Source organism: Pseudomonas moraviensis subsp. stanleyae, assembly GCF_036283065.1.
Taxonomy (GTDB): domain Bacteria; phylum Pseudomonadota; class Gammaproteobacteria; order Pseudomonadales; family Pseudomonadaceae; genus Aquipseudomonas; species Aquipseudomonas stanleyae.
This window is the reverse complement of record NZ_JAADJI010000012.1, coordinates 221,258-234,539: the sequence shown is the minus strand read 5'-3', so window position 1 is coordinate 234,539 and position 13,282 is coordinate 221,258. Positions and strand designations below refer to the sequence as shown.

Below are 13,282 nucleotides of genomic sequence, written 5' to 3'. Positions count from 1 at the left end.
ACAAGGCATCAGCAACGTCCGTCTCTCAACAGTAAGGGAAGTCTGTGGAGTCAGTTTTTCGCCAGAAATGGCCGGTGGTCCTGTTGACCATCGGCCTCTACCCCGCTTTCACCGTCGGCGTTCGCGCCGACGATAACCTCGACAGCAGCTTGCGCAGCATCAGCCCGTCGCAACTGCAACAACCGGCAGGCAATGACAATCGTCAGCGCCCTGCCCCTACTTCCAAAGCCTCCGCCGATGCGGATGCGCTGGGGCTGGAACAAGCGGTCAGGCTGGCCGTGGACTGGCACCCACGGATCGGCGAGGCCATCGGCACGCTGTTCCAGCAAGGCGAAGGGGTCAACGTCGCCGAATCCGGCTATTACCCGCAGGTCACCGGCGGCATCAAGGGTGGCTACACCAGCGGTTACGGCAGCGATGCCGGCAGCCAGTCGGTGAACATTTCCCTCAAGCAGATGCTGTATGACTTCGGCAAGGTTTCCAGTTCGGTCGACGCCGCCCGCGCCCGGGTGGCGCGCAGTCAGGCCGGGATCCTGCTGGCAATCGACGACATTGCCCGTGACACCGCCAGGGCCTACATCGAAGTGCAGCGCTACCAGCGTCTGCTAGAGGTTGCGCGCGAACAGATTCAGGGCATCGGCGGCATCGTTGACCTGGCCAGACAGCGCAGCGACATGGGCGCCAGCACCCGTTCCGATATGGTCCAGGCGCAGTCCCGCGGTGAAGGCGCGACGGCCACATTGCAGGAATTCAAGGCGCAATACGCACGCTGGCAAGCGACCCTGACCAGTCTGCTCGGTCGCCGCACGCCGCCAGCAGTGAGCGACGCTGCCGCGCCGACGCTGAGTCAGGCCTGTGACGTTTCGCAAATCTCCGACACCCTGCCCGCCGTCCTCCAGGCTGCCGCGCAACGCACGCAGGCCCAGGCCGAACTGGCGCAAGCCAAAGCCGAAGCCTACCCGACCCTGTCGCTGCAACCGTCGGTCAACCAGTACCTGGACAACAACTACGACGAGCAGAACTCGCGCGCTGATCGCACCCAGGTCGGGATCTTTCTCAACCTCGAAGTGCCGATCTACCAGGGCGGCGCCATCAGTGCGCGCAGCCGCGCTGCCGGCCATGCGCTGACCGCAGCGGACTCGGCCGAAGACTTCGCCCGCCTGCAAGCGCGCCAGGGTCTGGCTGAAGCCCAGGCGCAAACCTCGGGCCTGAACCGGCGGCTGCGCTCGCTGGAATTTCGCCAGACCAGCATCACCGAGGCGCGCATGTTGTACGGTCGCCAATACCTCGAGCTGGGCACCCGGCCGCTGCTGGACTTGCTCAACGCCGAGCAGGAAATCCACCAGTCGCGCTTTGATCTGGTCAACACCCAGGCCGATCTGCAACGTCTGCAGATCGACTGCTTTTACAACAGCGGTGCGATTCGCCGGGTCTTCGGCATCGACCACAGCGCCATCCAGAATGTCGAGATCCTGCCATGACCGATGCCAGCATCACCCTTGCTGAACCCGCCGCTGCCGAGGCTCGCGAGGATTATTCACCGTGGCTTGAAGCGGTGCTCAAGGTCGCCCGCCACTATCGCCTCGACGTCTCGCCGGAAAGCGTGCGCCTGGCTTCGGTGCACAGCGAAGGCCGCGTCGAAGAAGTGGTTCGGCACATGGCGCGTCAGGCCGGTTTGAGCGTGAAATTCGCGGTGTTCGACAACAAGAGCCTGAGCCGCTGGCGCACGCCGCTGGTGGTACAGCTGCGCGATGGTCAGGTCGGCGTGCTCGAAAGCATCGGCGAGACTGGCGAGCTGGGCATCTGCTTCAGTGGCGATCAGGGTTTGCAGAGCCGCATGGACGCCGCCGCTCTCGCCGAGCAGGCCCTGCGCACGGTGATTCTGCGCCCGACGCAACCGGTGGCGGACGTGCGCACCAACGATTACATCAAGCCGTACGACGAGCACTGGTTCCGCCGCATCGTCCTCACCGACCTGCGCCCCTACAGCCAAGTGATGATCGCCTCGCTGGTGGCCAACCTGCTGGGCATGGCCGGAGTGCTGTTTTCCATGCAGGTGTACGACCGGGTGATTCCGGCCGAATCGCTGCCGACCCTGTACGTGTTGTTCGGTGGAGTGATGCTGGCGCTGCTGTTCGATTTCGTCATGCGCATTCTGCGTCTGCGCATCACCGATGTGCTGGGCAAGCGCGCCGATCTGCGCGTCTCCGATCTGGTCTTCGGCCATGCCTTGCGCCTGCGCAATTCCGCCCGGCCGAAGTCCACAGGCTCATTTATCTCGCAGCTGCGCGAGCTGGAGCAGATCCGCGATCTGATCACCTCCAGCACCGCCACGGCGCTGGCCGACATGCCGTTTTTCCTGCTGTTCCTGCTGGTGTTTTATTTGATCGGCGGGCCGCTGGTGTTGATCCCGCTGGTGGCGCTGGTGTTCATGTTGCTACCCGGAATCATCGCGCAGCCGCGTCTGGCTCGCCTCGCCAATGCGTCGATGCGTGAAGCGGCGCTGCGCAACGCCATGCTGGTGGAAAGCGTCCAAGGCCTCGACGACATCAAGGCATTGCAGGCCGAGCAGCGTTTCCAGCAACAGTGGAACCAATACAACGCAGCCTCGGCGGACAGCAGTTTGCGTTTGCGCACTCTGACCAACAGCCTGGTGGCCTGGACGCAGAATGTGCAGGGCGGTGTGTTCGCAGTGGTCATCGTGTTCGGCGCGCCGATGGTGATTGCCGGCGACCTGACCACCGGCAGTCTGGTCGCGGCGTCGATTCTGTCGTCGCGGATGATGGGACCGATGGCGCAACTGACTCACGTACTCACCCGTTGGCAGCAGGCCAAGGTCGCACTCGAAGGCTTGAACCGGATCATGCAGATGCCGGTGGATCATCCCGAAGGCAGTCAGCGCGTGCACTTGCCGGCGATTCGCGGCGACTACCGCATGCGTCAGGCCAGTTTCCGCTACAGCGAAGAATCGACTCCGGCGCTCAACAGCATCGACCTGAGCATTCGCCCCGGCGAGCGCATCGCCCTGCTCGGCCGCAACGGCGCTGGCAAGTCGACGTTGCTGCAAGCGCTGGGCGGCGCGATGGATCTGAGCAGCGGCGAAACCACGCTGGACGGCATCGCTCTGGCGCATCTGGATCCGGCCGACCTGCGCCGCGATGTCGGCCTGCTCTCGCAACAGGCGCGGCTGTTTCACGGCACCCTGCGCGACAACATCACCCTCGGCGCCGGTCAGGCCAGCGATCAGGAAATCATCGCCGCGCTGACCGTCACCGGTGCGCTGGATTTTGTCCGACAGTTGCCCAAAGGCATGGATCACTTGGTGCTTGAGGGCGGCCTGGGCTTGTCGGGCGGACAGCGTCAGAGCCTGTTGCTGTCGCGCTTGTTGATCCGCCAGCCGCAAGTGCTGCTGCTCGACGAACCGACGGCGGCGCTGGATGACGTCACCGAGCGGCTGCTGCTGGAAAAACTCGCGACCTGGACCCAAGGCCGAACGCTGGTGGTCGCCACGCACCGGGTCAGCGTGTTGCAACTGGTCGAGCGGATCATCGTCCTTGATAACGGGCGCATCGTCATTGACGACCATCGCGACGCGGCACTGGCGCGGCTGCGCGCACCGGGCAAAGGAGTGACGGTATGAAGCCGATGATGACCGATGTGCCGGATCCGATGTCCTACCTCGACGGCCGCGATGAGCGAGCGCTTGCCGGTGGCGCAAAGGTGATCTGGGGGTGCGCACTGATGCTCGCCTGCTTCGTCGCCTGGGCGGCATGGTTTGAAATCGTCGAAGTCTCGACCGGCACCGGCAAAGTGGTGCCCAGCTCGCGCGAGCAAGTGATTCAGTCGATGGAGGGCGGCATTCTCGAGCAGCTCAACGTTACTGAAGGCGCTCTGGTGGAGCGCGGCCAGATTCTCGCGCAGCTGGACCCGGTGAAGAACCAGTCCAATGTCGGCGAAAGCGCGGCCAAATACCGCGCGGCGCTGGCCAGCGTCAATCGCTTGCAGGCCGAGGTCAGCGAAAAGCCGCTGACCTTCGACGCATCGCTGCAGGAGTTTCCCGATCTGATCCGCGCCGAAACCGAGCTCTACCAGACCCGGCGCAAAGGTCTGGCGGAAACCCTCGATGGTATCCAGAGCTCGCTGAAACTGGTGCGCAGCGAACTGGCGATCACCGAGAATCTGGCGAAGATCGGCGCCTCGAGCCGGGTCGAAGTGCTGCGCCTGACCCGTCAGCGCTCGGAGCTGGAATTGAAAGCCACCGAAGCCCGCTCCGATTACATGGTCCGCGCCCGCGAAGACCTGGCCAAGGCCAACGCCGAAGCGCAGATGCTCGAGGCGGTGATCCGTGGTCGAACCGATTCACTGTCGCGCCTGACCCTGCGCTCGCCGGTGCGCGGCATCGTCAAGGACATTGAAGTCAGCACCATTGGCGGGGTGATCGCGCCCAACGGCCAGGTCATGCAGATCGTGCCGCTCGATGAACAGCTGCTTATCGAGACGCGCATCTCGCCGCGCGACATCGCCTTCATTCATCCGGGCCAGGCGGCGAAAGTCAAAATCACCGCCTATGACTACTCGATCTACGGCAGCCTCGACGGCGAAGTGGTGACGATCTCGCCGGACACGATTCAGGACGAAGCCAAACCGGAGATCTTCTATTACCGCGTGTTCATCCGCACCGCGTCGGATGAACTGCGCAACAAGGCCGGCAAACGCTTCGCCATCGTGCCCGGGATGATCGCCACGGTGGACATTCGTACCGGCGAAAAAACCGTGCTGGACTACCTGATCAAACCGCTCAACCGCGCCCGCGAAGCCTTGCGCGAACGTTGATCAACGGCTGGCCAGTTTGGTCGCTGGGGGCGTCGTTGGAGTGATGCTGGCCTGATAGCGCGACCATTCGCGATTGATCTCCGCGTACGGCAGGAAAATGCTCACGCGCGGTTGATCAAGCAGGTCTTTGCGCTTGAGGCGGCTGACGTCATCACGGGTAAGAAACGCCACGTTGATGCCAACCACTTTACCGTCAGCGGAAAACACCGGCCCGCCAGACATGCCTTTGGCCAGTGCGCCATTGTGGGTGCCGTAAAGCACGTTGCCCTCTTTGACGTCGAGGCGAACCATCGCCGGCAACGCCTGGCCGGTGCCCTTGACCGACATGTACAGCGAATTGAACCCCACCGAAGTCAGCTCTTCGCCCGGCTTGTAGCCGCGCCACGCCGGCACGCTACTGGCCTTGTGGCGGAAGAACTGCACGTCTGCCTGCCCTTGGAAAACCGTGCCCGACAAGTAAGGAATGTGCTTCACCGTTACGGCGAAGTCTTCGTTCCATTGCACAGCCGACCCCATCAGCAGGTAAGGCAAGGGTGCACCGGAGTGGACGACAAAGGCTTGGTCTAAAACAGGATCCTGAACAAAAGCGACTGGCATTCCATTGCACCCGCTGAGCAGCATCGACGCTGCAACAAGTGACTTGAGGGGGCGCATTTTCGGTACATCTTGAAGTGAGGAAAGGTGCCGCAATATGTCATTGCGCCATCACTTCTGGCAATAGGCTTAGACTACCGCTTGTCGGCGAGCGATATAGTAAGTCAATGATTGGATCCAAGCGACAGTTGGACAAAACGCCCGAACGGCGTCGATAAACAACGATCGTCAACGACTATCCACGGTGTGCTAGGGTGTTTAACCAAAGCACGTTCAATCCAGGAAAAAATGAGGAGGATTCATGCCACTTCATCCCATTCTGTTCATGGGCGGTTCCGGCGCAATCGGCCACCAGACGGCTCGCGCATTGCGCGCGGCGTATCCCGAGGTTCCCTTGCTGATCGGCGGGCGCGACCTCGCCAAGGCTGAGCAAACCGCCGAGCAAATCGGCAATGCCCAAGGTGTGGTCATCGATGCTGGCGCGGAAGATCTGGGCCTGGCTGATCGCCCGGTCAGCGCCATCGTCCTGTTCTACATGGACCATGCCCTCGCCGGGCTGCGTTTTGCGCAAAAGCGCAAGGTGCCGCACCTGAGCATTTCTTCCGGTGTATTCGAAATCGCCCCGCAAATCGCCAGTTTCATTCACTCGCCCGACGCGTCACCCATTGTGCTCGGCTACGAATGGATGGTCGGTGCGACCACGGTAGCGACGCTGCACATCGCCAGGGCGTTCGCCCGTGTGCACGACATCCGCATCCATGCGCTGGTCGACGAACAGGACGGCGGCGGCCCGACCGTGGCCGTCGATTTCGAACACCTGAACAAATTGCTGCCCGCCGCACTGACTCGCCGTGACGGCGAGTTCACCTGGCGCGAAGGCGACGACGCCAAGGTCAGCTTCCGCGCCGTCGACGGCACCACTTTGGAAGGCGCCGGTTTTTCCTCCATCGACGTCACTGGCCTGGCTGCCGCCACCGACGCGCCGAACGTCGAGTTCAACCTCGCCAGCGGCGTCAGCTCGACCCGGCGTCAGGGCCAGCCGATGTCGACGGAAATACTGATTGAAATCGAAGGCACGGATCACCAGGGATCTCCATTGCGCACTCGCCACGCCGTGGTTCACCGCGCCGGTGCAGCGGCGTTGACCGGGCTCAGTGTCGCCATGCTGCTGGAACGACTGGTCGGGCTGGACGGGCAAGCGCCTGTAGAGCCGGGGTTGTATTTTCCGTATCAGTTACTGGAGGCGCAGGTGTTTTTGCAGCGATTGGAAAAGGACGGTGGCGAGTTGATTGAGCTGGACGGGGATGTGAACGGATAAAAAATCGTAGCGACCAGGCTGGTCGCTACTCAAAAAAACAGACGACAGGGTCGCTGGCGAGCAACCGAAGCTTCAGTTTTACTTTTCCTGCATCTGCACAGGGTTACAGCTTGCGACCAACCTGAGCGTAGCCCCGCCTTAAGCTCAAGGCAGGGCGCAGAGCCCTGGTAAATGTCACTTGTTCTTTTTCGCTGGCTTGTCGGCCTTCTCTGATTTTTTCGCCTTCTCCGATTTGCTGTCAGCTTTCTTGGCGGAATCCTTGGGTTTGGCGTCTTTTTTCTTTTCTTTTTTGTCGGAGGACTTCTCTTTCTTGTCAGAGGACTTCGATAGCGTCGAAGCCGCATCCGATTTCTTCGCTGATGACGACTTTTTGTCCTTCAATTCTTTACTGGCTTTCGAAGTCTCACCTTTGCTCTTCTTGTCATCTTTAGCCACGTTAACCACCTCTCGGAGTAGTGCTGACATTAGCGCACTGCCTGCGGAATTGCCCCCAGGCTCAGTATTAGGCGAGCCTGGCGCAATGCCGTTCAATTTTTCTCAAGAAGGAAATCACGCATCAGCCCGGCAGTTCGCCGTGCGCTGGTCACGACAAAAAAATGCCCTTCACCTTTCAGCACGCGCAGTTCGGCTTGGGGAATCGAGCGGCGCAGGATATGCGCGTTGTACGGCTGTACCAGGGTGTCACGGTCGCCGATGAGGATAAGTGTGCGCGCGCGCAAACGGGATAGCCGCCGCAGACTTGTCCAACCTGCCAAAGCGGTTAGCTGGTGGAAATAAGTTCGCGGGTTGACGCTGAGCATGCCCCTGGCAACACCAAAGCGCAGCAGCGCATGGATGGAATTGCCCGAAGCATCCCCTTTCGGCCGTTTGTCACCGCCTCTCCCTCTGAAAAAATCCAGAATATCGGCGGGCTTCACCAATAACGCCGGGCCCGCTGAGGTCGCCGCGAGGATAAGCCGCCGCACCTTGCCAGGGTGACGCAGAGCAAACTCTTGCGCCAATGCCCCACCCCAACTAACGCCGAAGACATCAATCCGGTCGATTCCCAATTGCTCGAGCATCTCGCCGATCAAATCGGCATGGCTTGGCAAACGCAGCGGCCAGCGCGGCATTTGCGACTTGCCCACTCCGGGCACGTCCAGCGCAATCGTTGTGTAGTCAGCCAGTTCGTCGCGCAGGGCATCGAAGGTTCTGATCAAACCACCCAAACCGTTAAGCAGGAGTAACGGTGGGCCTTGGCCGGATAGCGAGACATTCACCTGCAAATCCTTGGCGGTGAGCTTTCGGATCGGCATGAGTTACCTCCTCCCTTGGCACTTGGATCGCAGTGTAGACGGCCACTGACCGCTCTGGATCCGGCCTGTCAGCGAAACGGGTGGTAACGATGCAAGCGACGGGTGTCCCAAACACTTGAAAGGCAGGTATGGCTAGCCTGATCAGTCTGCTTGACCAGGAAATTTCACCGTAAACGTAGTGCCTTCGTCAGCAGTCGAGTGCACGGAGATATCGCCGCCATGTGCGGTGATGATTTCCCGGACGATGAACAGACCAAGCCCCACACTCCGAACCTGGCCGTCCTGGTCCGAGCCACGAGTCATTGGTTCGAAAAGTTTGGCCCGCGCGGACTCGGGAATCGCCGGGCCAAAGTTGTGAACCGAAATGCTCGCTCGGTCAGTATCAACAGTGGAGATGACAGTAATCGGTCGTTTCGGATCGCCGTAGGCCGCACTGTTGGCGATCAGGTTACCAATGATCTGTTGCATGCGATCAGCGTCCAGTTCGACATCGCCCCGCCCGACCGATCGATGCTCAAGATCTGCATCGGGAAAGGCCACCCGCAGCTCCGCAACGCTCTGAGCCACCACAGAATGCAGGTCGATGACTGAGCGCGAAACGGATATACCGCGACCGACTCTGGCCAAGGCAAAATCCAGCAGATCAGCGATCATTCGATGCGCTCGATCAGTTGAGCTGCTGATATGGCTCAGCATCAGCTTGTCTTTGCCGTCAGGCATTTTCCGACCGAGGATCTCTGCCGCCATTTTGATAGCCGTCAGCGGGTTCTTGAGGTCATGGCTGACGATGGCAACCATCTGCTCAGCGAATAACGCGCGACGCTGAGCTTTTTCATAGGCTTTGTTCAGTTGCGTCTGTGCTTGCGACAACGCCGCTTCAGCAGCCACTTTATTTGCCAGTAGCTCTTCCGCAAGTTGCCGGGCTTTCAATAACTCCCGTTCGTATTTATCCCGGTCGGTGGTGCAGAACAATGCCAACTGATGGACAACGCCGGACGCGTGCTGCTGACGAACGCCATTGAGCAGCATGGAAATCAAAGTCTTGTCCCGGTGCACCAGATCCAGCTTCACCTCGGCCACCGAGCCTTGCATTTGTATCAGTGGCGACCAATGAGTCTGGTGAAAAATCCGTCCGCCCATCGTGAGCAGGTCTTGAAAGCGCCGACCTTGCAGATCGGAGCTCTCCCAACCGATCCAGGTACAGAAAGTCTTGTTCGCGCGCAGAATGCTGCCGTCTTCCCGGGTAACGATCAGGCCGCAAGGCGCGTCGTCGAAAAGCGACTGCGGATCGGGGATCAGGGACGTTTCAGCGGCCATCGCCGCCTTCCGTCCAGGGCGAAAGAAAGCTGTCCATGGCTTTCGAGCAGGCGCTCGGCACACTCATATGCGGACAATGACCAACATTATCAACCAGACAGAGCGTGCTGTTGGGCATGATCCGGTGCAGATACTCACCTACAGCAACCGGAGCGATGATGTCATCCGTGGACTGCAAAATCAGTGTCGGAGTTTGCAGACCGGCTACGTCATCGCGGTTATCCGACATGAACGTCACTCGGGCAAATTGCTTGGCGATTTCCGGATCAGTCCGGCAAAAGCTGTTCGTCAGGGTTTCAGCAAGAGCCGGTTGGCCGGGGGCGCCCATGATCACGGGGGCCATGGTGCTCGACCAGCCGAGGTAATTGCTGTCGAGTGTATCGAGCAATGAGTGGATGTCCTCCAGCTTGAACCCCCCGACGTAATCCCCGGAGTCGACATAGCAAGGCGAGGGGCCAATCATCACATGAGCTGCGATACGAGCCTGATGCGCTCTGTCTGTCAATGCGCCGATCATGGCACTGACAGAGTGGCCGACCACTATGACCGGGCCGATCGCGAACTCATCGATGATTTCAGCCAGATCTTGCGCGTAGCCGTCCAGCGAACTGTACTTCTGCGATTGATAAGCCGTGAGATCAGACTGTCCCGCACCGACAAGATCATAAAGGACGACCCTGAAGCGATCGGTAAAATGCTCGACGAGGTAACACCACATGGTTTGATCGCAGCCAAACCCGTGGGAAAAGACCAGCGTTGCCGGGCCATCGCCTACTACTTGCACATTATTGCGATGCTGGACAGACATGCGGGACGCTCCGAATGACCCGAAGGACTTTCAGGCGCAGCGCGCAGTGTAGACGGCTGCGCACTGCGCGTCACCGACAAGGGCTTGCCCAGCACGAAAGTTCAGATTCAGACCTGCTGACACGGACCTTGACTCCAGGCCAGAGCGGCCCTCCGATAGCTCAACCGCTCGTCTGAGAAAGTATTGAAGTCTGTGCAGCGAATGGCTTGCTGGAGAGAACAAACACGTCAATTGATTGTTGCAAACGATCAGGCGCTCCATCTTGTGTATATGCTGCTGTCTGCAAAATCAGGATAGATATCTCCTAAACGTTCGAGACAGTAGCAATGATCTCCGATCCCGGAACACCAACGCTTGATCAACTCAAAGTATTCCTGACGGTTGTCGAAGTGGGCAGTTTTGCCGCTGCGGCCAGGAAACTGCATCGCGCAACATCGGTGGTGAGCTATTCCATTTCCAATCTTGAGATGCAGCTCGGGGTGACACTGTTTGATCGCAAGACAACGCGAAAACCGCAGCTGACGGACGCAGGTCGAACCGTCCTTGCTGAAGCACGCACTATTACCAATGGCGTGAATGGACTGCGCGCAAAAGTCTCCGGTTTGCTGCATGGACTTGAGGCAGAAGTTCACCTTGCGCTGGATGTAATGCTCCCTGCCGAGCGAGTAGTCGATGCGTTAAGGACCTTCAGGGAAGAATTTCCTACAGTCACTCTGCACTTGCACATGGAAGCCTTGGGGGCAGTGACCCAACTAGTGATGGAGAAGAAAGCTGGAGTCGGCATCAGCGGTCCGCTGGATATTGGCCTGGACGGCATCGAGCGCATCGGCGTCGGCAGTGTTCCGTTGATACCGGTCGCAGCGCCTGCACACCCGCTGGCAACCGAGTGTTCCAAATCGCCTGGCGCTGCCAGAGAGTTTGTTCAATTGGTGCTATCGGATCGCTCAACACTTACGGGCGACAAGGACTTTGCCGTCGTCAGCAATCGCACTTGGCGACTGGCGGATCTGGGCGCCAAACACATGCTTCTCAAAGAGGGCATCGGATGGGGGAATATGCCCGTGCCCATGGTTCAGTCTGACCTGGACGAAGGACGCCTGGTCGAACTTGATATGCCCGACTGTAAAGGCGGCACCTACACCTTCGACGCGATTTATCGAACCGACTCGCCGCCCGGTCCGGCTGGGCAGTGGCTGATCAAACGGTTCGGCGCACAGCCTTTTGCGACTTGAAAGTGGCGATTCAGAGAGAAAAGAACAAAAACCCGACAGCCTGAGCAAGGCCGCCGGAGAGGTGCACGTCAAGAAGCAGGAAAGTTGAATCGTCGACAGCGACTGACAACAACTGTTTATGCTTTTTTGACCCACGGAGGCGCCATGACCGCATTTCGAAAATCCGACTTCCCTCTGAGCGAGGTTCGCCAGCACTTGGAAACCGGCCCCATCGTGCTGGTGACCTCTGCGTGGCAAGGTGAAACCAACATAATGACCATGGGCTGGCACATGATGATGCAGTTCTCCCCCGCCCTGTTTGGCTGCTACATCTGGAGTGCAAACCACAGCTACGAGTTGATCCGCAACAGCGAGCAGTGCGTAATCAACGTGCCCACCGTCGAGTTGGCCGATCAGGTTGTTGCCGTGGGCAACAGCAGCGGTGGCGCCATCGACAAGTTTGCCCAATTTGCCCTCACCGCCGCCCCCGCAGAACGGGTGACTGCCCCGTTGATCAAAGAGTGCTACGCCAATTTCGAGTGCAAGCTGTTCGACTCGAATCTTATCGGCGAGTACGGTCTGTTCGTATGGGAAGTGGTCAAAGCGCACGTGGCCACGTCGGTGAAAAACCCTCGGACTCTGCATTACCGCGGGCAGGGGAAATTTATGGTGGCGGGCGAAACTCTGGACTTCCGCGAGCAATTCCGCCCGCAGAATCTGTAATACAACACCAATAAAAAAGCCGGAATTTTCATTCCGGCTTATGCGTCAGCGCTCGGGATATAACACCATGCCCGCGTGATACAGCACGTTATTTCGAAACTGTCCGTCTGCGGTGAAGCCAGTATCGTCCACATACTCGATGTGGTCGCCTTCCAGCCAGTAGCGCCCTTGATAAGCGCTTTTTTGCCGACCGCGAGCCTCGTCATATCGCCCTCCTGGCAGTAATTCATGGCGAATATGACCGTCGGCTGTCACCCACATGCCAACGTACTTGCCCTGATCGCCGGCTGAATTTGCCGTGGCGTGTTCTTGCGCATCAGGGGCTACGCGAATTTCGACATCGGACATTTTAGAACTCCTGTTTTCAGATCAGAGTTTCCTGCCGTTCAGCAGGACTTGAAGCAAGAGTAAAAAGTCGCGGCGCGGTGCCGTTATGCAATTCCTGCACAGGTTTTGCCCAATGCTCCAGGCGCTCGCAGAACGTCTAAGCGACGGACTACGCGAACTTCTGCAAAGGAGAGAAGGCCCGCGCATCTTTCAGCGCCCGTGCCCACCAGGCCAGCTGGATCAACAACTGCGCCATCGAAACCCGTGCTTGCGCAAAGTGCTCCAGTCCGAAGCCTTGTTCGAGACGCTCGGCAATCTCAGCGAACTTCACATAGCCACCAACAGGCATGGCCTGCAGCTTCAACAACTCGCATCCAAGCTCGTCGACCTCATCCTCCCCGCCGGTCGTGGTGCCATAACCAACAAATGAACAAGGTCGTCCCTGGAGGTGTTCAGGCCAGCGCGCCATCAAGACTTTCAATCCATGCTGGTAACCAAGGTGACGTGCGGGCACCAAGACGATATAGGCATCTGCTGCCGCTAGCGCTCTCAAGCACACTCGACGACCGGGTTGTTCCGAAAAATCGTCTATAAATCTCAGGTCAAACGGCTCTACCACGCTCAACGCAAATTCGCTGCGGTCTTGCACCACGGCGGTAATCCATTGCACCAACGCCGTGTCTACGCCGTTGGACTGGTTGCTGTTATGGATCAGTACTAATTGCAGTGTGTGAGTCATTTCAGCCTCCGAGCAGCTATCAACTTGGCATTGTTCTACGGTTAGAGAAAACAACGTGACAGCAAGAGCGCGATGGTTGGAACTGGCCACTTCTTTGCTTGCAAAGTCGGCAACCGT

General features: G+C 59.2%; 13 protein-coding genes. 6 read left to right on the top strand and 7 right to left on the bottom strand.

The features are described from left to right. Window positions 1-44: 44 nt before the first annotated feature. From GXB78_RS22580 to GXB78_RS22570, 3 genes are read left to right on the top strand one after another with little or no spacing between them, the layout of a single operon-like run. Window positions 45-1,481 (top strand): TolC family outer membrane protein, encoded by a 1,437-nt coding sequence (locus tag GXB78_RS22580; RefSeq protein ID WP_329517067.1) that lies wholly within the window; start codon window positions 45-47, stop codon window positions 1,479-1,481. Beyond that, entirely contained in the window at window positions 1,478-3,640 is a 2,163-nt protein-coding gene (locus GXB78_RS22575; protein WP_329517066.1) for a type I secretion system permease/ATPase, read from the top strand. The genes GXB78_RS22580 and GXB78_RS22575 overlap by 4 nt, the downstream gene beginning before the upstream one ends. After that, entirely contained in the window at window positions 3,637-4,833 is a 1,197-nt protein-coding gene (locus GXB78_RS22570) for an HlyD family type I secretion periplasmic adaptor subunit (RefSeq protein WP_408005147.1), read from the top strand. Before GXB78_RS22575 ends, GXB78_RS22570 begins: the two co-directional genes overlap by 4 nt. Here the strand turns inward: GXB78_RS22570 and GXB78_RS22565 are convergent, their stop codons facing one another. Further along, window positions 4,834-5,454 carry a trypsin-like peptidase domain-containing protein gene (locus GXB78_RS22565; RefSeq protein WP_408005151.1) on the bottom strand — a complete coding sequence of 207 codons (621 nt, stop codon included), beginning with the start codon at window positions 5,452-5,454 and terminating at the stop codon, window positions 4,834-4,836. 274 nt (window positions 5,455-5,728) lie between these two features. On the opposite strand from GXB78_RS22565, the gene GXB78_RS22560 reads away from it, so the two are divergent. Further along, the gene (locus GXB78_RS22560; protein WP_329517064.1) at window positions 5,729-6,745 is read left to right on the top strand and encodes a Rossmann-fold NAD(P)-binding domain-containing protein; all 1,017 of its coding nucleotides are present in this window, start codon (window positions 5,729-5,731) and stop codon (window positions 6,743-6,745) included. Between the two features lie 174 nt (window positions 6,746-6,919). On the opposite strand, the gene GXB78_RS22555 is transcribed toward GXB78_RS22560, so the two are convergent. The 4 genes from GXB78_RS22555 to GXB78_RS22540 form a co-directional block, all read right to left on the bottom strand. Next, complete coding sequence (locus GXB78_RS22555; protein WP_329517091.1) at window positions 6,920-7,189, bottom strand: hypothetical protein; 270 nt, start codon at window positions 7,187-7,189, stop codon at window positions 6,920-6,922. Window positions 7,190-7,272: 83 nt separating this feature from the next. After that, the gene (locus GXB78_RS22550) at window positions 7,273-8,040 is read right to left on the bottom strand and encodes an alpha/beta fold hydrolase (RefSeq protein WP_329517063.1); all 768 of its coding nucleotides are present in this window, start codon (window positions 8,038-8,040) and stop codon (window positions 7,273-7,275) included. A 141-nt stretch (window positions 8,041-8,181) separates the two neighbouring features. After that, on the bottom strand, window positions 8,182-9,357 hold the full coding sequence (locus tag GXB78_RS22545) for a PAS domain-containing sensor histidine kinase (RefSeq protein ID WP_329517062.1): 1,176 nt from the start codon (window positions 9,355-9,357) through the stop codon (window positions 8,182-8,184). Further along, on the bottom strand, window positions 9,347-10,165 hold the full coding sequence (locus tag GXB78_RS22540; protein WP_329517061.1) for an alpha/beta fold hydrolase: 819 nt from the start codon (window positions 10,163-10,165) through the stop codon (window positions 9,347-9,349). The genes GXB78_RS22545 and GXB78_RS22540 overlap by 11 nt, the downstream gene beginning before the upstream one ends. Window positions 10,166-10,491: 326 nt before the next feature. Here GXB78_RS22540 and GXB78_RS22535 point away from each other — a divergent pair, with 326 nt between their 5' ends. Both GXB78_RS22535 and GXB78_RS22530 read left to right on the top strand, forming a co-directional pair. After that, window positions 10,492-11,397: a LysR family transcriptional regulator gene (locus GXB78_RS22535; RefSeq protein WP_329517060.1), complete on the top strand. Its 906-nt coding sequence runs from the start codon at window positions 10,492-10,494 to the stop codon at window positions 11,395-11,397. 144 nt (window positions 11,398-11,541) lie between these two features. Beyond that, complete coding sequence (locus GXB78_RS22530) at window positions 11,542-12,099, top strand: flavin reductase family protein (protein ID WP_329517059.1); 558 nt, start codon at window positions 11,542-11,544, stop codon at window positions 12,097-12,099. A gap of 45 nt (window positions 12,100-12,144) precedes the next feature. Here the strand turns inward: GXB78_RS22530 and GXB78_RS22525 are convergent, their stop codons facing one another. After that, window positions 12,145-12,360, bottom strand: coding sequence for an Atu4866 domain-containing protein (locus tag GXB78_RS22525; protein WP_329517090.1), 216 nt, complete (start codon window positions 12,358-12,360; stop codon window positions 12,145-12,147). A gap of 235 nt (window positions 12,361-12,595) precedes the next feature. Next, the gene (locus GXB78_RS22520; RefSeq protein ID WP_122610071.1) at window positions 12,596-13,165 is read right to left on the bottom strand and encodes an NAD(P)H-dependent oxidoreductase; all 570 of its coding nucleotides are present in this window, start codon (window positions 13,163-13,165) and stop codon (window positions 12,596-12,598) included. Window positions 13,166-13,282: the final 117 nt, after the last annotated feature.

Bases quoted from the DNA above. Each gene is read 5' to 3' on its own strand.
- GXB78_RS22550 (WP_329517063.1), bottom strand. From the start codon at position 8,040: ATGCCGATCCGAAAGCTCACCGCCAAGGATTTGCAGGTGAATGTCTCG.
- GXB78_RS22525 (WP_329517090.1), bottom strand. From the start codon at position 12,360: ATGTGGGTGACAGCCGACGGTCATATTCGCCATGAATTACTGCCAGGA.
- GXB78_RS22530 (WP_329517059.1), top strand. From the start codon at position 11,542: ATGACCGCATTTCGAAAATCCGACTTCCCTCTGAGCGAGGTTCGCCAG.
- GXB78_RS22520 (WP_122610071.1), bottom strand. From the start codon at position 13,165: ATGACTCACACACTGCAATTAGTACTGATCCATAACAGCAACCAGTCC.
- GXB78_RS22560 (WP_329517064.1), top strand. From the start codon at position 5,729: ATGCCACTTCATCCCATTCTGTTCATGGGCGGTTCCGGCGCAATCGGC.
- GXB78_RS22545 (WP_329517062.1), bottom strand. From the start codon at position 9,357: ATGGCCGCTGAAACGTCCCTGATCCCCGATCCGCAGTCGCTTTTCGAC.
- GXB78_RS22535 (WP_329517060.1), top strand. From the start codon at position 10,492: ATGATCTCCGATCCCGGAACACCAACGCTTGATCAACTCAAAGTATTC.
- GXB78_RS22575 (WP_329517066.1), top strand. From the start codon at position 1,478: ATGACCGATGCCAGCATCACCCTTGCTGAACCCGCCGCTGCCGAGGCT.
- GXB78_RS22565 (WP_408005151.1), bottom strand. From the start codon at position 5,454: ATGCTGCTCAGCGGGTGCAATGGAATGCCAGTCGCTTTTGTTCAGGAT.
- GXB78_RS22540 (WP_329517061.1), bottom strand. From the start codon at position 10,165: ATGTCTGTCCAGCATCGCAATAATGTGCAAGTAGTAGGCGATGGCCCG.
- GXB78_RS22570 (WP_408005147.1), top strand. From the start codon at position 3,637: ATGAAGCCGATGATGACCGATGTGCCGGATCCGATGTCCTACCTCGAC.